Origin of the sequence: Azospirillum sp. HJ39, assembly GCF_041507355.1 — a bacterium.
Lineage (GTDB): Bacteria > Pseudomonadota > Alphaproteobacteria > Azospirillales > Azospirillaceae > Azospirillum > Azospirillum thiophilum.
This window is the reverse complement of the sequence record NZ_CP167905.1, coordinates 705,718-730,082: the sequence shown is the minus strand read 5'-3', so window position 1 is coordinate 730,082 and position 24,365 is coordinate 705,718. Positions and strand designations below refer to the sequence as shown.

Here is a 24,365-nt window from a genome sequence, read left to right as displayed (position 1 = left end):
GGAGTTCGACAGGCTCGGTGCCGGTCCATGCCTATGCGTCGAGCAAGGCGGGCGTGGTCAGCCTGACGCTGAACCTCGCCGGGGAATGGGGGCGCGCCGGGGTGCGGGTCAACTGCGTCTCCCCCGGCTCCACCCTGGTGCCGCGGGTGGTGGAGCGGATCAGGTCGGGCCGCTATGCCGCCGACCCGGCCGAATTCACGGCGCTCGGCCGGATCGTCCAGCCGCGCGAGGTGGCGGAGGGCATCGAGTTCCTGGCCTCCGACCGGGCGTCGGCGATCACCGGCGTCAATCTGGTGGTGGACGCCGGATGGCACGTCGCCGGCACCTGGGCGCAGTATGGCGGGGTCCGTCCGGCCCCGGCCCCAGCTCCGGCGGCAGGAGGCGCGGCATGAATCCGCTGTCGCTCTCCTACTACACGGTGCCGGAACTGTCGCCGCCTCCCGCGACCATGCGGCCGACCGCGACTCCCTGCTGCACACCGCGGTGAAGGAGCGGCTGTTCCCGGGCGAGGGCGGCATCGACCTGATCGGCCTGCTGCGCGCGCTTCCGCCCGGCCTGCCGCTCGCCCTGGAGATTCCGACCGCCACCCTGGCGCGGACGATGGACGCGCCGGCCCGCGTCGCCCGCGCGGCCGCCGCCACCCGGCGCCTGCTGGCGGCGCTTTGACACCCGCCTTTCGCTCCCGCCCCTCGACGGACTTCCGGAGGAAACATCATGGTCGCCAGTCCTGAAACCGGTTCCGCAATCCGCGCCTGCGCCCAGGCGGCGATCCGGGCGATCGAGGTCCACGGTCACGACACCGCCCGCCTGACGGCGGCGCTGCGCGAGCCGCTTGCCGCCTTGACCGCCCGGCCCGATCTCTGCGCGGCCGGCGTGCCGCGCATCGGCAACCATGTCGCGAACTCGCAGTATCTCTACTATGACAGCGACCTGTCGATCCTGCTGTTCGAGTTGCCCAGCGGCCAGCCGATCGCCGTCCACGACCACGGCAATTGGGAAAGCATGGCGATCTACCAGGGGCGGGTGCAGCACACCGTCTACGAGCGGCGCGACGACGGTTCGGTTTCCGGCAAGGCCGATCTGGCTGTGGTCGAGGATCGCGTGCTGGAGCCGGGCGACAGCGTGGTGATCGCCCCGCCGGCCGACATCCACGGCTTCATGGCGCTGGAGGACGGGAGCTGGGGCATCACCGTGGCGAGCGGCGTCTACAAGCCCGAGCGCTGCTATTTCCAGCCCGAGGCCGGCACCGTCGTCAGCAAACGTCCGCGCGGCCGAAGGCCCGCCGTTGCATCCGGAAATGGAAGAACACACCGATGGATATGGGACTGAAGGGCAGGGTCGCGCTGGTGCTGGGCGGCAGCCAGGGCATCGGGAGGGCGGCGGCGCTGGGGTTCGCGTGCGAAGGCTGCGCCGTCGCCATCTGCGGGCGTGATCCCGGACGGCTGGAGGACGCCCGGGCGCTTCTGGAGGAAACCGGCGCGCGGGTGGTGCTGGCGATCCGCGCCGACGTCGGCGATGCGGATGCCGTGGAGCGGCTGGCAGGGGAGGTCGTCGAGGCATTCGGCACGATCCACATCCTGGTCAACAACGCCGCGGGTCCGAAGCCCGGTTCCTTCGGCGGGCTGAGCGCGGCCATCGCGCGCCGTCTGGCCGGCGAGGGCTATCGCGTGGCGCTGCTCGACCTCGATGCCGCCGGGCTGGAAACCGAGGCTGCGCGCATTCCCGGCGCATTGGCCTTCACCGCCGACGTGACCGACGAGGCGCAGGTCGAGGCGGTGGTGGCCGCGATGGATGAAGCCTTCGGCGACGATCCCGAGGTGCTGGTCAACAATGCCGGCATCGTCCGTTTCGGCGACATACTGGACCACAGCGTCGCCGATTTCCGGCGTGTGGTGGACGTCAACCTGACCGGTACCTTCATCGTCACCCGTGCCGTGGCGCGGCGGATGGCGGAGCGCGGGTCGGGGGCGATACGCGGTCGCTCCCAGCCCCGATGCGGGGGCCTATCCAGCCACCAAGGCAGCCGTCGCGCTGCTGACCGAGCATCTGGCGCTGGCGCTGGCACCGCGCGGCGTGCGGGTCAACGCGGTGGCCCCCGGCTTCATCGACGCCGGCATGTCGGCGCCGATCCATGCCGATGCGGAGGTGCGCGCGGTGCGCGGCAGCGCCGTGCCGGCCCGGTCGCTCGGCACCGCCGACGACGTCGCCGACGCGGTGCTGTTCCTGGTCTCGGACCGGGCGCGTTACATCCACGGCCAGCATCTGATGGTCGACGGCGGCGTGTCCTTCAGCCTGAAGATGCACCTGCCCCGTCGCGCACCGGCGGTCAAGCCGCCGGCGGTCGGTCGATGAGCGGGGCGATCCGCAACCTGATCCTGACCGGAGGCATCGGCCACCCCTTCGCCGACGCCGCACCGGCGCTGGCGGACGTGCTGGCCGAGGCGGGGGTCGTCTCCACCGTCACCGAGGACATCGAGGGCGGCCTCCAGGCGCTGGGGCAGGGCGGTTTCGACCTGCTCACCGTCTACGCGCTGCGTTGGCGGATGCTGGGCAACGAGAAATACGCCCCGCACCGCGAGCGCTGGGCCTTCTCGCTGTCGCAGGAGGGCCGGGAGCGGCTGTCGAGTTTCGTCACCGGTGGCGGCGGGCTGTTGGGCCTGCACACCGCCCTGATCTGCTTCGACGACTGGCCGGAGTGGATGGATTTGCTCGGCGGTGCCTGGGTCTGGGGCCGCTCCGCCCATCCGCCGCGTGGGTCCGTAACCCTGGTCCCCACGGCCAAACCGCATCCCCTCACCGCCGGCCTGCCGCCCTTCGCACTGGCCGACGAAGCCTATTGCGACTTCGATCTCGCCGCCGATGTCGAGCCCCTGGCGACCGTTGCGTCGGAAGGCGGGAAGGCCTGGCCGGCCTTGTGGACGCGCGAGGCCGGCCGGGGCCGTGCGGTCGCCGACACGCCGGGCCACGACCGCGCGGCCCTGGAACACCCGCAGCACCGCCGAATCCTGACGCGCGCCGCCCTTTGGGCCTGCCGCCGCCCGTTCTGACACCCAATCCGATTCGCAAGGAACCGATCCGATGACCAGCCTCCATGCGCAAGCCGATGCCTCCGCCATCTCCCCCGCCATCTCCTCCCCGATATTCCGGCCGTTCGACGGCATGATCGGGGCGGAGACCGATATGCTCGACCTTTCCCGGCCGCTCGACGATGCGGCGGCCGGCGTGGTGCGCGCGGCCTTCCGCGACCGTCACCTGCTGGTGATCCGCAACCAATCGCTGGACAAGGAGCGCATGTACCGGTTCGCGGAACTGTTCGGCCCGATCGAAAGCCACATGATCCGGCTGGCCGACGGGTCGAAATGGGACGCGGTCCACACCATCACCAACCTGGACGCCGCCGGCAACCCGGTGGCCAAGCCCTTCATCAGCTCCAACTATTTCTGGCACACCGACAAGTCCTTCCTGAGGGAGCCGTCGTTGCTGACGATGCTGCAGGCGGTGGAATTGCCGCCGAACGGTGGCGATACGCAATTCGCCGACATGACCGCGGCGTACGACGCCTTGCCGGAGGCGACCCGTCGGCGGATCCAAGGGCTGAAGTCGGTGCAGAGCCTGGAGTTCATGCGCTGCTACACCGGCAGTGCCCCGCCGACCGAAGAGGACATCGCCGCTGCTCCGCCCATCGCCCATCCGTTGGTCCGTACCCACCCGGAGACCGGCCGCAAGAGCCTGTATATCGGCATGTACAGCTCCCATATCGAGGGACTGCCGGAGGAGGAGGGCCGCGCCCTGCTGGAGGAGTTGCTGGAGCACGCGACCCAGGACCGGTTCGTCTATACCCACCGATGGAAGCATGGCGATCTGGTGTTCTGGGACAACCGGTGTCTGCTGCACCGCGCCACTGCCAACTACGAGATGGGCAAGCACAGGCGTGTGTTGATGCGCGTGGTGGTGAAGGGAACCGTGCCGGAGTGACAGGCGGCGGCGGTCGGTCCATGGCCGGCCGCCATCGCCTGTGCCCCCCTTGGACAGAGCGACGTGCCCGGCCTTGCCGCTTCGGGCCGTTGTGCAGACCGGAGCGGCCGGCCGGCTGCCGGTCAGGTGTTCGACCAGCCACCGTCGATGGCGACCGCCTGCCCGGTCATGAAGGAGGATTCATCGGACGCAAGATAGACGGCGAGTTTCGCCACCTCCTCCGCGGTTCCCAGCCGGCCCATCGGCTGACGGGCGACGAAGGCGGCGCGCGCGGTGTCATAGTCGCCCAGCGCCCGCATGCGGTCATGCAGCGACGGGCTGTCCACAGTGCCCGGGCAGATGGCGTTCACGCGGATGCCGCGGGTGACGTAATCGGCGGCGACCGACTTGGTCAGGCCGATCACCGCGGCCTTGGTGGTGCCGTAGATGAAGCGGTTCGGCGCCCCGATGATGGAAGAGGCGACCGACGACATGTTGACGATGGAGCCGCCGCCCGCCTCCAGCATCCCCGGCAGGAAGGCGCGGATCATGCGGTACATCGACCGGACATTCAGCGTGACGGCGAAGTCGAAATCATCCTCGCCGCAATCCAGCACCGTTCCGGCATGGACATAGCCTGCGCAGTTGAACAGCACCGACGGGGCCGGAATCTCCGCAGCGAATGCCTGGATCGCCGCCGGGTCGCAGACGTCGAGGCGGCGGGTGGCGATGCCGGCCACGCCGTCCAGCTCGGCCAGCAAACCTTCGTTGATGTCGGTCGCCACCACGCTGGCGCCCTCTTGCGCGAAGGCCAGGGCGGCGGCCCGTCCCATTCCCTGCGCCGCCGCGGTGACGATGGCGGTCTTCCCCTGCAATCTGGCGGTCATGGCTGCGCGCTCCTCCCTCGATGTCCGGCCCGGTCGGGGGGCTGCCGGCCGCGTCCGGTTTCCCATGTTGAAACGACGTCGGTCCCGGTCACGCTGCCCCCTCTCCTGTGCGGGCGTTGTTCTATTCTACAAATGATTCTCCGGTTTCACTCGAAAAAACAATGCCGGTTCGTCAGGGACAGGCGTCGGCGAAGGCGGCCAGATCGGCGTCGAAGCGGTCGGACGCCTCCCAGAAGGGCATGTGCCCGACTTCGGGGTAGAGGCGCAGCCCGGCGTTCCGGGCCTGCCGCACGGTGTGCCGCGCCATCGCCGGGCGGATCACCGCATCGTCCTCGCCATGTATCGCGAGCACTGGAATGCCGAGGCTGCGCAAGGTGCCGTCGTAGTCCGCCGGCCGGCCTGCCAACGCGCGCCGCACAGCCGGAGATGTCAGGGCGGTGGAGGCCCGCATCGCCGCAGCGTCCTCGTCCGGCAATGGCAGGTGGGTGCAGCGGTCGACGAACTCCGCGGCGGCGGCATCCGCCGTCGCCGGGTCCTCGTGTCCCATCGCCGCCATCAGTGCGGCGGCAGGGCCGACGCAGGCGGGGGCGAGCGTGCTGGTGGCACCGACCATGACGAGGCCGCCGACCGCCCCATCGCCATGGCATGTCAGGTAGTCCAGCGCGATCCGCCCGGCATAGGACCAGGCGACCAGGATGGGGCGGTGGAGGCCCAGCCCGTCGATCACCGTCCGCAGCTCGTCGGCCCACAGTGCCGGATCGCGGTAGGCGGCGGCGTCCACCGGCTTGCCGGAACGGCCGTGGCCGCGGTTATCGTAGGTCACCAGCCGCAGCCGCTCCGCCAGCGTCCCGCCGGTCTGCCGTTGCCAGCATCGATGCGATTGCGAGAAGCCGTGCAGCAGCAGCACGTCCCGTCCGCTCGACGGACGGCGCCAGTCCTGCACCGCCAGCCCGACCCCGTCGGGGGTGGTGAGGGCGACGGGGTGGCTCTCCGGGGGGTGGCCCGGCCCGTCAGGCGGCGACATAGCGCTCGACCGGCCCGACGATCCGGCCGCCCAGGATGGGAACGCAGTCGGGCGGAAATTCCTGGACCACACTCATCTCCCGCTGCGCCAGTTCGCCCAGGAAGCGGTCGAGGGAGTCCATAGCCCCGGTATCGAGGTCGTGCAGCACGACCAGCGGCCAGCTTTGCCGCCCGCACATGTCGAGCGCGCGGTCCACCCAGCCCTTGGGATCGTCCCAGTCGCGGGGAACCACGTTCCACAGCACGCAGGTGAAGCCGCCGGCCACCAGATAATCGAGCGCCCGGCGGCTGAACAGCGTGTCGTTGAGGGCGCCCAGCGCGCCGGACGGACGGAACAGCGGCGCCGGCTCGGAGAGCGGGCCGATCAGATCCTGCGCCTTGCCGATTTCCCAGGCCGGCAGGTCAGGGTTCGCGCTCATGCCCAGCGGCATGATGTGGCTGTAGGTGTGGTTGCCGATGGCATGCCCTTCCGCACGCGCCCGTTCGCACAGCGCGCGGCGGCCGGGATCGCGCAGCCGCTCGCCGACCACGAAGAAGGTGGTGGCGATGCCGTGGCGGGCCAGCACGTCCAGCACCTGCGGCGTGGCGTCCGGATCGGGGCCGTTGTCGAAGCTCAAGGTGACTTTCTTCATCCTGGCGACCTCCGTTTCCTCAAGACGCATCCGTCGGCCCCTGTGCCGGCCTGCGCGCCGCCTTGTCCCGGCCGCGCCCGACGATCCATCGCTTCTCGATGGCCTGCACCGCGAGGTCGAACCCGATCGCCAGCGCCAGGATCAGGATGATGGCGGCGAAGACGCCGGGGCTGTTCAGCTGGGTCCGGTATTTGGACAGCAGGAAGCCGATGCCGGCGCTGGACATCATCATCTCGGCGACCACCACCCCGACGATCACCAGCGCGCCCCCCAGCCGGAACGAGGCCAGCACGGTGGGGACCGACGCCGGCAAGGTCACCCACAGGATCTGCTGGAGGCGCGTCGCGCCCATGCTGCGGGCGGCCTGGGTGAGCTGGCGGTCGATGGTCTGCGCGCCGGCGGCCGTCCCCAGCACCGTCGGCAGCAGTCCGTAGACGCTGGCGAACACCACCTTGGACGTCGACCCGATGCCGAACCATGCGGTGAACAGCGGGTAGAGCACCACCAGCGGCACCGCGAACAGCGCCGACACCACCGGCAGGAGGGCCTTGCGCACCGCCAGGGTGCTGCCGACCCATAGGCCGAACAGGATGCCGAAGCCGCAGGCGAAGACCAGCGCCATGCCGACCTCCTGCAGCGTCACCAGCATCTGGAGCGCGAAGTCGTCGGCCTGGGCCACCAGCACCGTCAGCGTGCTGCTGAGCGACGGCAGGAAGAGGCGCGGCACCAGCCCGAGCCGCGGCACGATCTCCCAGGCGGCGACGATCCCGGCGATGATGGCGTAGCGGCAGATCCGCGCCTTGGCCTCCAGGCTCATCCCGGCGGCCGTGCCGCGGTCGCGCGGGATGTGGGTCACGCTTTGATCATATGCCATATCGCCTCACGCAGCTCTGCGAACCGTGGTTGCGCCATCATGTCGAGCGACCGCGGGCGCGGCAGGTCGATGACGACGCGGTCGAGGATGCGGCCGGGACGCCCCGACAGGACCAGCACCTCGTCGGACAGGTAGATCGCCTCGCTCAGCCCGTGGGTGACGAAGACGATGGTCTTGCGCGCCTTCTCCCAGATGCGCAGAAGCTCGTCGCCCATGGTGATGCGGGTCTGCTCGTCCAGCGCGGCGAAGGGCTCGTCCATCAGCAGGATCGGCGGATCCTGGACGAGGCCGCGCGCGATGGACACGCGCTGCTTCATGCCGCCGGACAGCTCGTGCGGCAGGCTGTCGGCGAAGCGGTCGAGCCCGACCAGCGCCAGCGCCTCCTCCGCCTTTTCGCGCCGGACGGCCTTGTCGACGCCGCGGAGGAACAGCGGGAACTCGACGTTGCGGCGGGCGGTCAGCCAGGGGAACAGGCTGGCGTCCTGGAACACGACGCCGACGCGGGTGGGATCCGGCCTGGTCAGGGGCCGGCCGCCGACGGCGATCGTGCCCTCGCTCGGCGTCAGCAGCCCGGCCAGCATCATCAGCAGCGAGGACTTGCCGCAGCCGCTCGGCCCGACGATGGAGAGGAAGCGGCCGGCGGAGACGCCGAAGGCGATGTCCTTCAGCGCCTGCGTCGTCTTGCCGTTGACGCTGTAGCTGTGGTTGAGGTCGCGGACCTCCAGCGTCTTGCCGGCGTCGGCTGCCGGATGGTCGGGCCCGACCAGCGACATGGTGGAGCCGTGCCGTTTCCGGATGGACGCCGCGGCTTGGGTCATGCGGGGCATCACTGTCAGTTCCTCCAGTGTTCGCACTTGGCTTCGACGTAGCGGATCGCCTCGTTGAAGCCGATGGCCAGGACCGAGACGAAGAGCACCATCGCCAGCAGTTCCTTGATCTGGAAGCCCAGGCCCCAGACGCCGATGGCGTTGCCGATTCCCTCGCGGGACGCGTACATCTCGGCCAGAAGGATGCCGGTGAAGTTGAAGATCATCGCCACGCGCACCGCTTCCAGCAGGACCGGCGTCATGCTCGGAAGGTAGACGAAGAGGATCTTCTGCATCGTCGACGCATCCAGGGAGCGGGCGACGCGCAGCTGGTCCTCGCGCACCGATTCCACCGCGGAAAAGGTCGTCATCATCACGATGAAGACGGTGGAGAAGACGCCGAAGGCGACCTTCTGCCAGAAGGCGATGCCGAGGATCAGGATGAAGATCGGCAGGAAGATCGATTTCGGGATGCTGAAGACGAAGAAGATCAGCGGCTTGAAGATCAGCGAGGCGAGCCGGCTTTCCTGGACCAGCACCCCAAGCAGCGCGCCCAGCGGCAGCGCGATGGCGAAGGCCGTCAGCGTCTCCAGCAGCGTCAGCTGGACCTGCTGCCAGAAGTCCGCCGTCGCCGCCATGGCGCCGAGGGTGGCGGCGACTTGGGAAAAGGGCGGCAGCAGCCGCTCGTCCACCCAACCCAGCCGTGGCGCCGCTTCCCAAAGGGCCAGGAAGACGGCTCCCGCCGCCCCGTAGCCCGTGACCGCGCCGCGCGTCGCCATCGCCCGGCTCAGCGCGCGATCGCGACAGGCGTGAAGGAACTGTCGAACAGCGTGGCCGCATCCAGCTCCTTCTTGCCGCTGGAGTAGAGGTTCAGCGTCTCCTGGACCAGTTCCCGGGTCATCGCGCCGTCGTCGGACAGGTGGCCGAAGGTGCTGGCGTATTCCTGCTTGGCGACCTCGACGGAGACGCCGTCGTACTTGGCGAGCTGCGGGATGACGGCGTCGGGATTGGCCTTGATGTAGGCGACGCCTTCGAACAGGGCGGTGAGCGCCCGTTTCAGCGCGTCCTTGTGCTTGGCGGCATAGTCGTCGTCCGCCGCCCAGCCGGCCTCGAGATGGGGCGGCATGGCGTCGCCGAAGTCGGTCAGCACCCGGCCGTTGCCGTCGAGGGCGACCTGATAGCTGAGCGGCGGATAGATCACGACGGCATCCAGGTTGCCGCTGATCAGGTTGGGGACGAGGCCGGCGCCGCCGACCGGGATGGCGATGAAATCGATGCCGTACTTCTTCTTCACCCAGCTGGAGAGCAGGTCGGTGTTGGACCCGGCCGAGGTGATGCCGACCTTGCGCTTGGCCAGATCGGCGACGGTCTTGATGCCGCTCTTGGGCGGCACCATGATCTGCCAGCCGAAGTTCCGGGTCGCCAGCATGGCGACCATCTTGACGTTCACGCCGGCCTCGCGCCCCTCGCCGACGATGCTTGGATTGCTCGACATCAGGTCGGCAGCTCCCGCGGCGATGGCGGTCAGGGCTTCCGAGCCGCTCTGGTAGACGGTCAGCTCGGCCTTGATGTCATGCTTCTTGAAGAAGCCCTGCTGCTGGGTGAGTTCCGCCACGAAGGAGGGGAACCAAGCCTTGGTGGAGAGGCCGATGCGGATCGTATCCGCCGCATGGCCGGTGCCGGTCAGCAGTGCCGTCGTCGCCACCGCCGCCAGCAGAGCGAGCCCGGTGTTCCGGAATTTCGTGAAGCCCGTCTTCATCTCGTTTTCCTCCCGTTCTTGTTGATCAGGCCGCCGGCCAGCGGCCTGGGGCGTCGGACGCCAGTTGCGCGCGGATGGCCGCGCCATGCTCGTCCAGCGTCGGCGGCGGCAGGACCTGCAGGTCCGGCTCGCCGTCGATCGTGTAGGGTGGGCGGACCGTGCGGAAGCGGCCCATCACCGGATGCTCGGCCTCCACGGTCAGCCGCAGATGGACCGCCTGGGGGTCGTCCAGCGCTTCGTCGGAATCGTAGGCGGCGGAATGGGGCACGCCCTGCTTTTCCAGCATCGCGCACCATTCGGCGCGTGGGCGGCCCGCGAACAGCGGCGCCAGGATGTCGATCAGTGCGTCCTGGTTCGCGATGCGGGCCGGGCGTTCGGCAAAGCGCGGGTCGCCGAGCAGATCCGGCCGCCCCACCACCTCGGTCAGCCCCTCCCAGAACTTGACGGGAGAGGACAGATGGATGGCCAGCCAGCGGCCGTCGGCGCAGGCGAAGGTATAGGACTGGGACACCTTGGGACGGCTGAGCGGCCCCATCACCTCGCCCGCGCTGAAATAGTGGGTGAAGCTGTCCAGGTTGAAATGGGTCATCGCCTCCAGCATGGAGATGTCGATCACCCGGCCCTGTCCGCTCGTCGCGCGTTGCAGCAGCGCCGCCATGATGCCGAGCGCCGCATACTGGCCGGTCACCGCGTCGGCGATGGCCGGCCCGATCACCCGCGGGCGGTCGGGCGGCGTCAGCAGGCGCAGATAGCCGGCTGCGGCCTGCGCCACCGTGTCGAAGGCCGGGCGGTCGCGATAGGGTCCGGTGCGGCCGAATCCGGAGATGGCGCAATAGACCAGCCGCGGGTTGGCCGCGCGGAGCTGCTCGGGGCCGAATCCCATGCGTTCGGCGATCCCGGGGCGGAAATTCTGGATGAAGACGTCGGCCCCTGCGATCAGGCCGTCGAAGGCGCTACGGTCCTCCGGCTTTTGCAGGTCGAGGGCGATGGAGCGCTTGTTGCGGTTGTAGGTCTGGAAATGCGGCGAGTAGAGGCCGCCCTTGAAGGCGCGGAACGGGTCGCCGTCGCCCGGGCGCTCCACCTTGATGACGTCGGCGCCGAGGTCGGCGAGGTGCATGCCGGCGGCGGGGCCGGTGATGTAGGTCCCCATCTCCACGACGCGGATGTCGGCGAGCAGTTTGGTCATGGCCGTCACTCCGCCTTGCCGGCTGCATTGGACGACCGGCGGCCGTCATAGCCGATCGCCTGGTCGGCCTGATGGGACATGATGAAGCCGATGGGACGCCGCGCCTCCTCGAACAGGTGGGCGACCAGACCGGCGCACCGAGCCAGCAGCGGGATGCCCTTCATCGCCTCCAGCGGCCAGCCGGCATCCAGCATCACCGCCGGGATCGCGCCCGACACGTTCATGGGCAGCGGGCGTTCGAAGATGCCGGCGCCGAGTGCGTCGAGGGTCTTCAGGGTTGCGACATGCCTGCCGGCGATGCCGGCCTCCTCGGCGACCGCGATCAGCCGGTGGGCGCGCGGATCGCCGCCGCTGTGCTGCGGGTGCCCCAGGCCGGGAACCTTCCGCCGCGACGCCTTCATCGCCTCCAGGCTGCGGGCGCAGACCGCCGCCGGCTCGGCGCCCGACGCCTCGGTTTCCTGCACCAGCTCGGCCAGGTAGCGGCCGGCGACCTCCGAGCTGCCGGCAACCACGCTGCCCATGCCGAGCAGGCCGGCGGCCATCGCGCCCTGCCAGGCCTCGGGCGCCGCGGCCAGCGTCATGCGGGCGGCCTGCACGCTGGGCACCAGCCCATGTTCGGCAAGCGAGACGAGGCAGGCATTGGTCACCGTCCGCTGTGCCGCGCTCGGCCGTTCGCCGGTCACCAGCAGCCAGAAATGGTCCACGAAATCGACGACGCCAATCAACTCGGAGCAGAGGTCGAAGCCGCGGACGGTGATGCTGTCGGCATCCGATGTCGCGATGGCGCTGAAGGCATTGTCCTGCTTTCCGATTCTCAACGGACCGCTCCCGGTAAATTTTTTCTCATAGCGAAAATTCTTTCGCTTATCGGCTATCGAGTCAAGGAAAATGATTGTCGAACGAACGAATCATTGCGACGGTGCGACCGGCCGATGGTTGTGCCCGCTCCCGATCGCGGCGCGGGAAGCGGCCCAAGATTTCGGAATGCGAAAACTCTTGATCGGAAATGATCGGGGGCGTTAGCTTCCGCCTTTCCTTCCGGTCTTGCCTCCCAGCAGGGGAGGGCCGGCGGCGAACACGGACGCGCATCAGGCGGGGATGGATTTGGACGATTCGGAAAAGCCCGCGGAGTTCGTCGAGGGGCTCGCCAAGGGTCTGGCGGTCATCGAGGCGTTCGACGCCGAGCATGGCGAGATGACGTTGAGCGAAGTGGCGCGCCGGATCGACGCATCGCCGTCCTCGGCGCGGCGGTCCCTGCTGACGCTGATGGCGCTGGGCTATGTCGGACAGAAGAACAAGCGCTTCCATCTGCGGCCCAAGGTGATGGCGTTGGGGTCGGCCTACTACGTCTCCGCCCGGATCGAGGAATTGCTGAAGCCGGAACTGAAGCGGATCGTCGACACCTATGGCGATGCGTCCTCCGTCGGAACGCTCGACGGACCGGACCTGATCTACATCGCTCATGTCTCGGTCCAGCACGCGCGCCGGGCGTCCGCGGTGATCGGCGCCCGCTATCCCGCCCACGCCACCTCGCTGGGCCGCGTGCTGCTGGCCGGCCTGCCGGACGCGGCGTTGGACGATTATCTGGAAAAGATGACGCCCCGGGCGCTGACCCGCCACACGGTCACCGACAAGGACGCGCTGCGCGCTATCATCCTGCAGGCCCGGGCCGACGGTTACGCGACGACCGTCGACCAGCTCGACTATGGCATCACGGCGCTGGCGGTGCCGATCCACGGAGCCGGTAACGAGATCGTCGCCGCGGTGAATTCATCGGGCTACACCGGGCTGCTGACGCCGGAGAAGTTGGTCGAGGAGCGGCTGTACGCCCTGCGCGCGGCGGCGACGGCGATCTCGGCCACCATCGCCCGCTATCCGGTCCTGTCGGCGGCCATCGGCCCCTGACATCGGGGTTCCCGTCCGCTCCTACTCCAGCAGGGACAGGGGCAGGGCGGTGGTGTGCTTGATCTCCGACAGGGCGATGGCGGAGTTGGTTTCACGCACGGCAGGAAGCTGGGACAGCTTCTCGCGGAAGAAGTGCTCGTAGGATTCGACGTCCCGCGCGACCACCTTGATGATGTAATCGGTGGCGCCCAGCAGCGTATAGCATTCCAGCACCTCCGGCAGTTGGCGCACGGTCTCCTCGAACTCGGGCAGGGTCCGGCGGCCATGGGCGGCGAGCTTCACCTGCGCGAACACCAGCACGTTCAGCCCGAGCCTCTTGCGGTCCAGCAGGGTCGCGCGCAGGCGGATGACGCCGTTCTCCTCCATCCGCTTGATCCGGCGCCAGCAGGGAGCCTGCGACAACCCGACCCGCTCGGCGATCTCGGCGCTCGACAACTGGGCGTCGGATTGCAGCAGGGTCAGGATGCGGCGGTCGATGGCGTCGAGTTCTACCTGCATTGAAGATCGCTCCAGATGGGGAATGAACGAATTGAACAATTCGTAATTCCGTCATAGCAGGCATTAGAACGCAAAGAAAATTCGTCAGTCAAACGGTATGATCGCAGCCATGCACCAGCCATGGCGGCATGCGACGCGACCGCTCCTTCACCCTCGGTCACCCGTCATCGCCGCCGTCATCGCCGTCCCTCGGACACCCTCGTCCGATGCCATCGCCTGCGTTTGGGAGGAATATCATGGATGCCCCCTTGCCCTGTCCGGCGCCGTTGAGCCTGCATGTGCCGGAACCTCCGCAGCGGCCCGGCAGCGAGATCGATTTCAGCGCCCTGAGCGTGCCGCCGGCCGGAGCCGCCCGCCGCCCGGACACCGACTGTCCGGCGGCCGACATGACCGACCTCGCCTATGACCTGGTGCGCGTGCTCGACGATCAGGGGCACGCGGTCGGCCCCTGGGCTCCGGCGCTCGATCCCGACACGCTGGTGCGCGGGCTGCGCTCGATGATGACGGTGCGCGCCTATGACGAGCGCATGCAGCGGGCCCAGCGCCAGGGCAAGACCTCCTTCTACATGAAATGCACCGGGGAGGAGGCCATCGCCGTCGCGCAAGGAATGGCGCTCTACCGGGCCGACATGCTGTTTCCGACCTACCGGCAGCAGGGGCTTCTGATCGCCCGCGACTGGTCGTTGGCCGACATGATGTGCCAAGTCTACTCCAACGCCGGCGACCGGCTGAAGGGCCGGCAGATGCCGGTCTTCTATTCCAGCAGGGAGGCCGGCTTCTTCTCGATCTCCGGCAATCTGGGGACGCAGTACAGCCAGGCGGTGGGCTGGGCGATGGCCTCGGCGATCAAGGGCGACACCCGCATCGCCGCGGCCTGGATCGGCGAGGGCGCCACCGCGGAGGGCGACTTCCATCACGCCCTGACCTTCGCGTCGGTCTACCGCGCCCCGGTGATCCTCAATCTGGTCAACAACCACTGGGCGATCTCCTCCTACCATGGCATCGCCGGCGGGGAGCGCACGACCTTCGCGGCCCGTGGCCTCGGCTACGGCATTCCCAGCCTGCGGGTGGACGGCAACGATTTCCTCGCGGTCTTCGCGGCGACGCGCTGGGCGGCGGCGCGGGCACGCGCGAACCTCGGCCCGACGCTGATCGAGCTGTTCACCTATCGCGCGGCCGCCCATTCCACCAGCGACGACCCCGGCAAATACCGGCCGGAGAATGCCGGTGCCCGGTGGCCGCTGGGCGATCCGATCGACCGGCTGCGCCGGCACCTGATCGGCCTCGGCATCTGGTCGGAGGCCAGGCACGAGGCGCTAGGCCAAGAGGCGGCGGCGGCGGTCCAGGCCGCCGGGAAGGAGGCCGAAGCCCTCGGCACCCTCGACAAGGGGCCGTTCCATTCGGCCCGGACGATGTTCGAGGATGTCTACAAGACCATGCCCTGGCATCTCGAACGCCAGCGCCGGCAAGCGGGGGTCTGACCGATGGCGACCATGACCATGGTCCAGGCGCTGAACGCGGCGATGGACGAGATGCTGACGAGGAACGGCGACGTCGTCGTGCTCGGCGAGGATGTCGGCTATTTCGGCGGTGTGTTCCGCTGTACCGAGGGGTTGCAGCGCAAGCATGGCCGCACCCGGGTCTTCGACACCCCGATCACGGAGGCCGGCATCATGGGGATCGCCGTCGGGATGGCCGCCTACGGCCTGCGCCCGGTCGCCGAGATGCAGTTCGCCGACTACATTTACCCGGCCTGCGACCAGCTGATCTCCGAGGCGGCGCGGCTGCGCTACCGGTCGGCCGGCGAGTTCACCGCGCCGGTCACGGTGCGGGCGCCCTATGGCGGCGGCATCTTCGGCGGCCAGACCCACAGCCAGAGCCCGGAGGCCATCTTCACCCATGTCGCCGGGATCAAGACGGTGATCCCCTCGACCCCCTTCGATGCCAAGGGGCTGCTGATCAGCGCCATCGAGGATGACGACCCCGTGATGTTCTTCGAGCCCAAGCGGCTCTACAACGGTCCCTTCGAGGGCTACCACGACCGGCCGGTGGTGCCCTGGTCCAGGCATCCCGCCAGCGAGGTACCCGAGGGCCATTACGCCATCCCGTTGGGCAAGGCGGCGACGGTGCGCAGCGGTGCCGCCGTCACCATCCTCGCCTACGGCACCATGGTGCATGTGGCGCTGGCCGCCGCGCGCGATGCGCAGGTCGATGCCGAGATCCTCGATCTGCGCACCCTGGTGCCGGTCGACATCGAGGCGATCGAGGCGTCGGTGCGCAAGACCGGCCGCTGCGTCATCGTGCATGAGGCCACCCGGACCGGCGGCTTCGGCGCCGAGCTGTCCGCCCTGGTGCAGGAGCATTGCTTCCACCATCTGGAGGCGCCCATCGAGCGGGTGACCGGCTGGGACACGCCCTACCCGCATGCCTTCGAGTGGGAGTATTTCCCCGGCCCGGCGCGGATCGCCGAGGCGTTGCGCCGCGTGATGGAGGAGTGATCATGGCGCGCTATGTCTTCAAGCTGCCCGACGTCGGCGAGGGCACGGCCGAGGCCGAGATCGTCGTCTGGCACGTTGCGCCCGGCGACCGCGTCGCCGAGGACCAGACCCTGGTCGACGTGATGACCGACAAGGCGACGGTGGAGATCCCGTCGCCGGTGGCAGGCACGGTGCTGTCGATCAACGGCGACCCCGGCGCGATGCTGGCGGTCGGTTCCGAGCTGGTCGTGCTGGAGGTGGAGGGGGCGGACGACCGGCTTCCCGACGATGCTCCCGTGGCCGCGGCCGCGGCACCGGCTCCGCCGCCTGCCGCCTCTGCAGTTGCCGTTGACGTTGCTCTTGCGCCGAAGCCGGCGGCGGTCCTGCCGGACGCGGCTCCGCCCGCTCCTGCGGTCCGCCGGCCGCCCGGTGTCAAGCCGACCGCCTCGCCGGCGGTGCGGCGGCGTGCCTGTGATCTCGGCATTCCCTTGCAGTTCGTCGCCGGTTCCGGCCCCGGTGGCCGGGTTCTGCACCGCGACCTCGACCGTTACGCCGCCGACGGGGCGACGGAAGCCGGTGGCGTCGCCGTTGCCGGTCGGCCGTCCATGCCGGCCCGAACCGGAGTGTCGGAGGTGCCGGTGCGCGGCCTGCGCCGCAGGATCGCCGAGACCATGCAGGAGGCCAAGCGCCACATCCCGCATTTCTCCTACATCGAGGAGATCGACGTCACCGCGCTGGAGGAGCTGCGCCTTCACCTCAACGCCGAGGGTCAAGGCGCCGACGGTGCCGCAGCGCGGCCGAAGCTGACCCTGCTGCCCTTCCTGATCCGCGCCCTGGTGCGGGCGCTGCCGGAGTTCCCGCAGATCAACGCCCGTTACGACGACGCGGCAAATGTCGTCCACCGGTTCGAGGCGGTGCATGCCGGCATCGCGACGCAGACGCCGGGCGGTCTGGTGGTGCCGGTGGTCCGCCATGCCGAGGCGCTCGACCCGTGGCAGACGGCCGATGCGATCCGCAAGCTGGCTGCCGCAGCGCGGGACGGGCAGGCGGGGCGGGAGCAGCTCAGCGGCTCCACCATCACCATCACCAGCCTGGGCGCGCTGGGCGGCCTCGCCACCACGCCGATCATCAACCGGCCGGAGGTCGCCATCGTCGGCGTCAACAGGATCATCGAGCGGCCGGTGGTCCGCAAGGGCGCCGTTGTCGTCCGGTCGATGATGAACCTGTCCTGCTCCTTCGACCACCGGGTCGTCGACGGCTGGGACGCCGCCTCCTTCGTCCAGCGGGTGAAGGCCCTGCTGGAACAGCCCGCCACCCTTTTCATGGACCAGCCGCGATGAGCACGCCCAGCATCAAGACCGTCACCGCCAAGGTTCTTGTGGTCGGCGGCGGGCCGGGCGGCTATGTCGCCGCCATCCGCGCCGGCCAGCTCGGGCTCGACACCGTGCTGGTCGAGGCCGACCGGCTGGGCGGCACCTGCCTGATCCGCGGCTGCATCCCGTCCAAGGCACTGATCCATGTCGCCGCCCGCTTCGAGACGATGGAGCGGTCGGTCGGCGACGGCCATGCCGGCATCGCGCTCGACACGCCGCCACGCCTCGACCTTGCCGGCGCCATGCGCTGGAAGGACGGCATCGTCGACCGCCTCAGCGGCGGCGTGGCGGCCCTGCTGCGCAAGGCGAAGGTGCGCGTGTTGCAGGGCTGGGCGGTCTTCTCCGACGCCAAGACCTGCACCGTCCAGGGCAGGGACGGTCCGCTGACCGTGAAGGCCGAGCATGTGATCCTCGCCACCGGCTCGGAACCGGTGCCGTTGCCGGCCCTTCCCTTCGGCGGACCGGTGCTTTCCTCGACCGAGGCGCTGTCGCTGGAGCGGCTGCCGCGCCGGCTGGTGGTGGTGGGCGGCGGCTATATCGGGCTGGAGCTGGGCAGCGCCTTCGCCCGGATGGGATCCGCGGTGACTGTGGTCGAGGCGCAGCCGCGTATCCTGCCGCTCTATGACGAGGCTCTGACCGACCCTGTGCGGCGCTGGCTGGAGCGGTCGGGCGTGACCGTTCATCTCGGCGCCCGCGCTCTCGGGCTGGAGGCGGAGGGGGAGGGCCATGCACTGGCCGTGCGGACTGCGGATGGCGGGACGATCCGTCTGCCGGCCGACGCGGTGCTCTCGACCGTTGGCCGGCGCCCCCGGCTGGAGGGCTGGGGCTTCGAGACGATGGGTGTGGATCGCAAGGGCGCCTTCGTTGCGGTGGACGACCGGTGCCACACCTCGATGCGCAACGTCTGGGCCATCGGCGATCTGGTCGGTGAGCCGATGCTGGCACACAAGGCGTCGGCGCAGGGCGAGATGGTGGCGGAGATCATTGCCGGCCACCGCCGCCGCTTCGCCCCGGCCGCGATCCCGGCGGTCTGCTTCACCGAGCCGGAGATCGTCAGCGTCGGCCTGTCGCCGGACGAGGCATCGGCGCAGGGGATCGACGCGATGGTCGACCGGTTTCCCTTCGCCGCCAATGGCCGTGCGCTTACCCTGGACGCCGGGGAGGGTGGCTTCGTCCGGCTGGTGGCGCGCCGCGACGACCGTCGGGTGATCGGCATCCAGGCGGTGGGGGCCCATGTCTCCGAACTGTCGGGCGAGTTCGCGCTGGCTCTCGAAATGGGGGCGGAGCTTGAGGATGTGGCGGGGACCATCCACGCCCACCCCACCCTTGGCGAAACCTTCCACGAAGCGGCGTTGAGGCTGCTCGGCCGGCCGCTCCATTTCTGATCCCTGAAAAGCGGCGGGAGCTGGGGTGCGACCGGCCTCCAGCCCCCGCCTGTACCCGACACCCTTCCAGGTCTAGGATATGCCGCCGTCGAGGCCGGCGATGGCCCCTGCCTCGCCGTCGAACGCCCGTGCGAAGCGCTCGGCTGTCACCGGGCCGAGGGTGAAGCCCTGATGGCCATGGCCGAAATGGAACCACAGCCCTGCATGGTGCGGCGCCTTGCAGACCAGGGGCAGCATGCCGGGAAGGCAGGGCCGCGTTCCGGACCAGGCCGAACCCTCCACCGCCTTTCCAAGCTGGAACATGGTTTTGGCGACCGCCTCTCCCCGCGCCAGCTGCGGCGGATAGGTCGCCGCCTCCGCCGCGGAGAGTTCCGCCGCCGTGGCGATCCGCAACCCGGCGAGCATGGGGGAGAGGACGACCGAGTGATCGGCCAGCAGCATCGGCCTGCTCGGGCCGCTGTCGCAGTCGTAGTGGAGATGGTAGCCGCGCTTGCGCACCATCGGCACCCGATACCCGAGTCCCTTCAGCAGCTCCGGCGACCAGGGGCCGAGCGCGACGACGGCGTGCTCCACCGCTTCCCCGCCGACGCGCCAGCCGCGGCCCGATTGCGTCAGCGAAGCCGCGTCCCCCTGGACGATCCTGCCGCCCCTCGTCCGGAAGAGGTCCGCATAGGCGGCGACGAGCTGGCCGGGCGCCACGCAGGTCCAGGGGGCCGTCCAGTGGATGGCGCCCGGGACTTTGGTTCGCAGGGCGGGTTCCGCGCGTGCGAGCATGTCCGAATCCGCGGCCTCGAAGTCGACGCCATAATGCAGCCTGCGCCGCTCCGCTTCGCGCAGGGCCGCGGCAAGGCCGGCCTCCGTCGCGTGAACGTCCCAATAGCCGTGCCTGCGGATGAGACCGCCGGCTCCCGACGCGCCGATCAGGGCATCGTGCCGCGGCACCGCTTCCGCAACGAGCTGGCGCCAGACCGGAACGACCTTGCCCAGCGGCGTTTCCGCCGACGAGCGCCAATAGGAATAGAGCGCCGGAAACTGGCGCGGCAGCGACGGCCAATGAAGCGCGACCGCGTTCTTCCAGCCGAACGCCATGCGGAGCATGAGCAGCGGGTTCACCGGCAGGGCATAGGGTTCGACCGCCTCGGCCTGGATGATACCGGCATTGCCGTAACTGGTCTCCGACCCCGGCGGCCGCCGGTCGACGACCACGCAGTCATGCCCCCGCTCCTGCAGGGCCAGAGCCGTGCAGATGCCGACCATGCCCGCACCCAGTATCGCGATCTGCGCCATGTGCGCCGTCCGTCCTGTCTTTTCGTTGCTTCCGCGCTACGCGAACCTGATCGACTCCAGGGCCGATCTCGCCTGCCCCGTATCGAACTGTCCTTCCCGGCCGATGAAAACCAGCTTCACGCCGGGGCCGGGGCCGGAGCCATCCCCTGCAGAGGGCGACGGGCCGGGCGACAGGCTCGCCCGTTTTCCGACAAGCTGGAACAGGAACCGCTCGCCCGGCCGCTCCCGGATCGAAAGGAAGCCTTTGCCGCGAGCGAGCTGCGCGGCGAAGCTCTGGACCGCATTCTGGAATGCAGGGAGGGAAACCGGGGTCTCCGACGTCCATTCCAGATGCACGAACCTGTCGTCGGTGTGCAATGGAGGGGGGCAAGCCCCGGTCACGTCCTGCCGGTCGGGTGGGTTGCCGAAAAAGATGTCGAACGGGATGTCGGTGGCCTCCCGTATGACGAACACCATCGTCTTCCGCATGGCGTGCAGCAGTGTCCTGACGCCAAGCAAATCCTTGCCGGACACGCAATCCGCCTTGGAGAGGACGACGAAGTCGGCGGCGTCCAGCTGGGTTCTCCAGAGGGGATCGGAGATGTCATGCTCTTGCGCATCGACGACCGTCACCACGGAATCGAGCCTGACCGCTCCCTTGAGCACCGGGTCGAACAGTGCCGCGACGATGCCGCGCGGATCGGACACGCCGCTCGCTTCGATCACGATTCCGTCGATGCGGGGCCGATGGGACAGGATCGTCCGCAGCGTCCGCAGAAGATCCCCCTGGAGTGAGCAGCAGATGCAGCCGTTCTTCAGGCCGATGACGGAGCGGCCGGAGGCCGACAGGATCGTCTCGTCTATGTTGATCGCGCCGAAGTCATTGACGATCGCGGCGAAGCTCCGCCCGGCGCTGCCCTGCAGGATATGGTTGATCAGCGTCGTCTTTCCCGACCCCAGGACCCCGGTGACGAGCATCACCGGGACGGGATCGGCAGGCAGGTCAGGGTTCATCGTTCCGGCCCTCGCATCTGATCGCGCGGCCCGGCCGCACCTGCGTATCCAGTGCCCCGCCGAGGATGACCGGCGTTCCCCCCACCAGCACGGCATCCATCCCGGCTGCATGCGCGGTCATGTCTACGAAGCTGGCGCGCTCCACGATGGTTTCGGGATCGAAGACGACGATGTCGGCATCGCAGCCTTCCTGCAGCCGTGCCTTTCTGCGCATCTGCGGCAGGCATCCTTCGATGATCCGCGAAGGGATGAGGGTGCATTTTTCGATGGCTTCCCGCAGGCCGATCTTTCCGCGGTTCCGGTGGTAATCGCCCAGGAATTTGCTGAATGTGCCGGCGGATCTGGGATGTGACGACAGCCGCGGCGGCAAGGGCCATTCCGCGCCGCGGTAGAGGGAGCCATCCGGTTCGACCCAGGGCATCGCGTCGGATGCGATGGCGCCGCCCGGATACAGGACGGACAGGTCGAGCAGATCCCGGTGTCCGTCGTTCCGCTCCAGATCCAGGAAGTGCCAGGCGACCAGCGCCCCCGGATCGGCCTGCCTGACGCCGAGCAGCTCGTCCCGGTCGCGCATCTGGTGCCGGTTGTGGATCAGCTCGATGCTGCCGTACGCCGAGCCGGTTCGCTTCGGAAACTCCGGATCGGCAAAGAAGGCGGCGGAAATGACCGTCGAGCCGGTGCCGTAGGGATAGGCTTCGACGGTGATCGGCAACCCCATCCTCTGCGCGTTCAAAAGGAGATCGCGGCATCGGCCGATGTCGTGCAGCGACGTGGAGTTCAGATGGCAGACATGCATGTGGGCGCCCGTCGCGGCGGCATAGCCGATCAGCCGGACATAGGCCTCCTCCGAGCTTTGCGGATCGGTGTTCGACATGAAGGGGATGTGGGTGAATGTCGGCACGCCCGCCGCCGCGGCGACATCGCAGACCGACGTCATTTCCTTGACGCCCGCTCCCGGTGCATAGCCGTGCGGAATGCCGATGCCGATGCCTCCTTCCCGCAAGCCGGCGCGCAGGATATCCCGGATTTGGACAAGCTCGCCGGTCGAGGCCACCGCGCTCGACCACCCCCCGTCGTCGCCGGCGCCCTGGCCCATCATCTCCATCGGGTGCAGGTCCGGATCCGCGGCGATGCCGGCCTTGACCGCCTTGCGCGCGAAGATCCAGCCGACCGAGACCCCATGGTTCAGGACTCGGCCTTCGGTCCTTTGCCGATCGTACCAGGCCGCCACCGGAAGAACCCCGACCTCCAGTTCGAGCGCCGTGGTCACGCCGTCGAACGCCTGCATCCAGTCCGCCGCGACCGACTGGCCATGCGCATGGAGGTCCACGAAGCCGGGGCACACGACTTTCCCGGAAGCGTCGATGGTCTTGCCGCCGGTTCCCTCCGGGATCGCACCGACGGTGGCGATGAGCCCCGACCTGACGCCGACATCGACGATCTCATCCCGGCCGCTTTCGGGATCGACGACACGACCCCCTCGGATCACCACGTCGTATGTGCAGTTCTGCAACGTCCCTTTACTCCCCGATCCATGCGCCGGCGGCCGGCGCGCCGTTCGATCCTGCGGCGCCCCTTTCACGGTGGGAACGGCGCGAATATTTTAAAATCGCTGTGGTGCGCATCAATAACTGCGGGCCATCCGTTCCCTGAGGGAATTTCCGTAAAGACTGAACAGCTCGTGTATCGTGCCGACCCCAAGCTTCGAGTAGAGGTTCTTGCGGTGGGTCTTCACCGTCGTTCCGGAGATATCCAGGCGAAGGCTGATCGACAGCGTCGAATGGCCGCCGATCAGCAAGCCGACGATCTCCTTTTCGCGCGGGCTGAGGCGCTCGATCCTTTGCAGCAGCCCGCAATCGATCCTGTCGTCCTGGCTGTCGGCCGGCAGGCCGGCGGATTGCCAGTGGCGGCGGAACACCGTGGTCAGGAACGGGAGGACGGCTCTCACGTTTCCGGCCTCCTCTTCCGTAAAGCCCCGTCTGCTGCGCTTGCGCGTGAGGACCATCAATGTGCAGGCAGTTCCAGACATCGGCAGGCAAATGCAGAGTTCGTCGTTCCCATCCGGCATCCCGTCCGGCAGGCGATCGAGGTCCCCGGCCGGACCTGCCGGGGGATTCAGCCGTCCGGCATCCCCGGTGGGGCGGCCGAACCGGACGATGTCGCGCCGCAGGTAGACCCCCGATCTGATGCCGGCCCGATACATCCGATGGAATGGATGCGGCACGGACCCGCTGTCCCGATGTTCGGAGCCGCTCGGTGGACGGTCCCGACCGTCGCGGCCGGGAACCGGCGGTCCATCGCCGTCGTAGAGGAGCCGGGTGCATTCGTCGAAGGAGATCAGCGTGGCGAGGGAGCGGGAGAAGACGCTCGGGAACACCGGATCCTCGATCGCTTCGACAAGTTCCGCCGACGTCTCGGCCCAGGCGGCCAGAAGTCCGTGGTGAGAGACGATGCAGGTCCGCGTGTCTTCATAACACACCATTGCGCCCTCGCTTCGTAGAGGCCGGCTTCGTGTCTTCCGAGGCGGTCGCGCCGCGCAGTATCGGATCAGGACATCCGTGCGGCGGCTTGCCGTACCGCTTCCATCCTGCGCGCCCGGAACGGGGCGATCCGTTCGCTCATCGATGCGAGAACCTCCGCCGGCGCCGTGTCCGGCGAGCCTGCGTTGAACGGCGGAGCGGGATTGTATTCCAGGCGCAGTTGCACCGCTTCCGCGGTCGCGCGGTCGATGAGGTTCGACACCAGGGTCAGCGCGAAATCGATCCCGGCGGTGACGCCGCCGCCGGTGATGCGGTTCCGGTCGATGCAGACCCGTTCCCGGGACGGGGTGGCACCGAAGTGCGGAAGCGCCTCGACCGCGCTCCAATGGGTGGTCGCGCGATAGCCCTTCAACAGGCCCGCCGCCCCGAGCACGAGCGATCCGGTGCAGACCGACGTGATGTAGCGGGCACCCTCCGCCTGCTTCCGGAGGAAGCCGAGGACGTCATCGTCGCTGAGAAGATCGTCGGTGCCATATCCGCCCGGTACGCAGATGACGTCAAGTTGCGGGCAGTCGGCAAACGTGACGGTCGGCGTCATCGCAAGGACGGAATCGCTCGGTACCGGTTCCATGCTTTTCCAGATCAAATGCACGTCGGTGCCCGGTACGCTGGAAAAGACCTGCAGCGGACCCGTGAGGTCGAGTTGTGTCACGCGGGGGAAGACCATTAGTCCGATTTGCAACGGTTTCGCCATCACGGTGCTCCAAATATTCGGCTTGACGAAAGAAATCTGCCATGATGCCATCGGGACGCAAACGGCGTAATTCCCTCCTTTTCGGACGGACG

The 24,365-nt window shown here is 68.7% G+C and carries 26 protein-coding genes and 1 pseudogene; 12 read left to right on the top strand and 15 right to left on the bottom strand.

What is annotated here, in order from left to right; genetic code table 11:
• Positions 1 to 17: 17 nt before the first annotated feature.
• The 7 genes and pseudogenes from ABMY26_RS03885 (at position 18) to ABMY26_RS03855 (ending at position 3,975) form a co-directional block, all read left to right on the top strand.
• Complete coding sequence (locus tag ABMY26_RS03885; RefSeq protein ID WP_372394128.1) at positions 18 to 392, top strand: SDR family NAD(P)-dependent oxidoreductase; 375 nt, start codon at positions 18 to 20, stop codon at positions 390 to 392.
• Entirely contained in the window at positions 337 to 666 is a 330-nt protein-coding gene (locus ABMY26_RS03880; protein ID WP_372394126.1) for a hypothetical protein, read from the top strand. The genes ABMY26_RS03885 and ABMY26_RS03880 overlap by 56 nt, the downstream gene beginning before the upstream one ends.
• Positions 667 to 714: 48 nt before the next feature.
• The gene (locus ABMY26_RS03875) at positions 715 to 1,329 is read left to right on the top strand and encodes a hypothetical protein (protein ID WP_372394125.1); all 615 of its coding nucleotides are present in this window, start codon (positions 715 to 717) and stop codon (positions 1,327 to 1,329) included.
• A pseudogene (locus tag ABMY26_RS03870) lies at positions 1,314 to 1,922 on the top strand (SDR family NAD(P)-dependent oxidoreductase); the annotation flags it as partial. The gene ABMY26_RS03875 and the pseudogene ABMY26_RS03870, both read left to right, overlap by 16 nt.
• Positions 1,923 to 1,929: 7 nt before the next feature.
• On the top strand, positions 1,930 to 2,352 hold the full coding sequence (locus ABMY26_RS03865; RefSeq protein WP_372395122.1) for an SDR family NAD(P)-dependent oxidoreductase: 423 nt from the start codon (positions 1,930 to 1,932) through the stop codon (positions 2,350 to 2,352).
• Positions 2,349 to 3,047 (top strand): ThuA domain-containing protein, encoded by a 699-nt coding sequence (locus ABMY26_RS03860; RefSeq protein WP_372395121.1) that lies wholly within the window; start codon positions 2,349 to 2,351, stop codon positions 3,045 to 3,047. Before ABMY26_RS03865 ends, ABMY26_RS03860 begins: the two co-directional genes overlap by 4 nt.
• 31 nt (positions 3,048 to 3,078) lie before the next feature.
• On the top strand, positions 3,079 to 3,975 hold the full coding sequence (locus ABMY26_RS03855; RefSeq protein WP_372394124.1) for a TauD/TfdA dioxygenase family protein: 897 nt from the start codon (positions 3,079 to 3,081) through the stop codon (positions 3,973 to 3,975).
• Positions 3,976 to 4,097: 122 nt separating this feature from the next.
• Here ABMY26_RS03855 and ABMY26_RS03850 read toward each other — a convergent pair whose 3' ends face one another.
• The 9 genes from ABMY26_RS03850 to ABMY26_RS03810 all read right to left on the bottom strand — a co-directional run bounded on the left by ABMY26_RS03850 (position 4,098) and on the right by ABMY26_RS03810 (position 11,939).
• Positions 4,098 to 4,841, bottom strand: coding sequence for an SDR family oxidoreductase (locus ABMY26_RS03850; RefSeq protein ID WP_372394123.1), 744 nt, complete (start codon positions 4,839 to 4,841; stop codon positions 4,098 to 4,100).
• Positions 4,842 to 5,013: 172 nt separating this feature from the next.
• Complete coding sequence (locus tag ABMY26_RS03845) at positions 5,014 to 5,865, bottom strand: alpha/beta fold hydrolase (RefSeq protein WP_372394121.1); 852 nt, start codon at positions 5,863 to 5,865, stop codon at positions 5,014 to 5,016.
• A complete protein-coding gene (locus ABMY26_RS03840) occupies positions 5,852 to 6,496 on the bottom strand; it encodes a polysaccharide deacetylase family protein (RefSeq protein ID WP_372394119.1) in 645 nt (214 codons plus the stop codon). Before ABMY26_RS03840 ends, ABMY26_RS03845 begins: the two co-directional genes overlap by 14 nt.
• Positions 6,497 to 6,515: 19 nt before the next feature.
• Positions 6,516 to 7,352 carry an ABC transporter permease gene (locus ABMY26_RS03835; RefSeq protein WP_372394117.1) on the bottom strand — a complete coding sequence of 279 codons (837 nt, stop codon included), beginning with the start codon at positions 7,350 to 7,352 and terminating at the stop codon, positions 6,516 to 6,518.
• Positions 7,349 to 8,197 carry an ABC transporter ATP-binding protein gene (locus ABMY26_RS03830; protein WP_372394115.1) on the bottom strand — a complete coding sequence of 283 codons (849 nt, stop codon included), beginning with the start codon at positions 8,195 to 8,197 and terminating at the stop codon, positions 7,349 to 7,351. The genes ABMY26_RS03835 and ABMY26_RS03830 overlap by 4 nt, the downstream gene beginning before the upstream one ends.
• 5 nt (positions 8,198 to 8,202) lie before the next feature.
• Positions 8,203 to 8,955: an ABC transporter permease gene (locus ABMY26_RS03825; RefSeq protein WP_372394113.1), complete on the bottom strand. Its 753-nt coding sequence runs from the start codon at positions 8,953 to 8,955 to the stop codon at positions 8,203 to 8,205.
• Between the two features lie 8 nt (positions 8,956 to 8,963).
• Positions 8,964 to 9,935 carry an ABC transporter substrate-binding protein gene (locus ABMY26_RS03820; protein WP_372394111.1) on the bottom strand — a complete coding sequence of 324 codons (972 nt, stop codon included), beginning with the start codon at positions 9,933 to 9,935 and terminating at the stop codon, positions 8,964 to 8,966.
• Between the two features lie 25 nt (positions 9,936 to 9,960).
• Complete coding sequence (locus ABMY26_RS03815) at positions 9,961 to 11,121, bottom strand: CaiB/BaiF CoA transferase family protein (RefSeq protein ID WP_372394109.1); 1,161 nt, start codon at positions 11,119 to 11,121, stop codon at positions 9,961 to 9,963.
• Between the two features lie 5 nt (positions 11,122 to 11,126).
• The gene (locus ABMY26_RS03810) at positions 11,127 to 11,939 is read right to left on the bottom strand and encodes a citryl-CoA lyase (protein WP_372394107.1); all 813 of its coding nucleotides are present in this window, start codon (positions 11,937 to 11,939) and stop codon (positions 11,127 to 11,129) included.
• A gap of 280 nt (positions 11,940 to 12,219) precedes the next feature.
• On the opposite strand from ABMY26_RS03810, the gene ABMY26_RS03805 reads away from it, so the two are divergent.
• Positions 12,220 to 13,026, top strand: coding sequence for an IclR family transcriptional regulator C-terminal domain-containing protein (locus tag ABMY26_RS03805; RefSeq protein ID WP_372394105.1), 807 nt, complete (start codon positions 12,220 to 12,222; stop codon positions 13,024 to 13,026).
• Between the two features lie 21 nt (positions 13,027 to 13,047).
• Here ABMY26_RS03805 and ABMY26_RS03800 read toward each other — a convergent pair whose 3' ends face one another.
• On the bottom strand, positions 13,048 to 13,524 hold the full coding sequence (locus ABMY26_RS03800) for an Lrp/AsnC family transcriptional regulator (RefSeq protein WP_372394103.1): 477 nt from the start codon (positions 13,522 to 13,524) through the stop codon (positions 13,048 to 13,050).
• 236 nt (positions 13,525 to 13,760) lie between these two features.
• On the opposite strand from ABMY26_RS03800, the gene ABMY26_RS03795 reads away from it, so the two are divergent.
• From ABMY26_RS03795 to lpdA, 4 genes are read left to right on the top strand one after another with little or no spacing between them, the layout of a single operon-like run.
• Positions 13,761 to 15,005, top strand: coding sequence for a thiamine pyrophosphate-dependent enzyme (locus tag ABMY26_RS03795; protein WP_372394101.1), 1,245 nt, complete (start codon positions 13,761 to 13,763; stop codon positions 15,003 to 15,005).
• Positions 15,006 to 15,008: 3 nt separating this feature from the next.
• A complete protein-coding gene (locus ABMY26_RS03790) occupies positions 15,009 to 16,022 on the top strand; it encodes an alpha-ketoacid dehydrogenase subunit beta (RefSeq protein WP_200909845.1) in 1,014 nt (337 codons plus the stop codon).
• Positions 16,023 to 16,024: 2 nt separating this feature from the next.
• Positions 16,025 to 17,341, top strand: coding sequence for a dihydrolipoamide acetyltransferase family protein (locus ABMY26_RS03785; RefSeq protein ID WP_372394099.1), 1,317 nt, complete (start codon positions 16,025 to 16,027; stop codon positions 17,339 to 17,341).
• Complete coding sequence (gene lpdA / locus ABMY26_RS03780; protein WP_372394097.1) at positions 17,338 to 18,759, top strand: dihydrolipoyl dehydrogenase; 1,422 nt, start codon at positions 17,338 to 17,340, stop codon at positions 18,757 to 18,759. The genes ABMY26_RS03785 and lpdA overlap by 4 nt, the downstream gene beginning before the upstream one ends.
• Positions 18,760 to 18,831: 72 nt before the next feature.
• Here the strand turns inward: lpdA and ABMY26_RS03775 are convergent, their stop codons facing one another.
• The 5 genes from ABMY26_RS03775 to ABMY26_RS03755 all read right to left on the bottom strand — a co-directional run bounded on the left by ABMY26_RS03775 (position 18,832) and on the right by ABMY26_RS03755 (position 24,273).
• Positions 18,832 to 20,046 (bottom strand): NAD(P)/FAD-dependent oxidoreductase, encoded by a 1,215-nt coding sequence (locus ABMY26_RS03775; RefSeq protein WP_372394095.1) that lies wholly within the window; start codon positions 20,044 to 20,046, stop codon positions 18,832 to 18,834.
• Between the two features lie 36 nt (positions 20,047 to 20,082).
• Positions 20,083 to 21,039 carry a GTP-binding protein gene (locus tag ABMY26_RS03770; protein ID WP_372394093.1) on the bottom strand — a complete coding sequence of 319 codons (957 nt, stop codon included), beginning with the start codon at positions 21,037 to 21,039 and terminating at the stop codon, positions 20,083 to 20,085.
• Entirely contained in the window at positions 21,029 to 22,552 is a 1,524-nt protein-coding gene (locus ABMY26_RS03765) for an amidohydrolase family protein (RefSeq protein WP_372394092.1), read from the bottom strand. The genes ABMY26_RS03770 and ABMY26_RS03765 overlap by 11 nt, the downstream gene beginning before the upstream one ends.
• A 111-nt stretch (positions 22,553 to 22,663) precedes the next feature.
• The gene (locus tag ABMY26_RS03760) at positions 22,664 to 23,521 is read right to left on the bottom strand and encodes a helix-turn-helix transcriptional regulator (protein ID WP_372394090.1); all 858 of its coding nucleotides are present in this window, start codon (positions 23,519 to 23,521) and stop codon (positions 22,664 to 22,666) included.
• Between the two features lie 65 nt (positions 23,522 to 23,586).
• Complete coding sequence (locus ABMY26_RS03755; protein WP_372394088.1) at positions 23,587 to 24,273, bottom strand: DJ-1/PfpI family protein; 687 nt, start codon at positions 24,271 to 24,273, stop codon at positions 23,587 to 23,589.
• Between the last annotated feature and the right edge of the window lie 92 nt (positions 24,274 to 24,365).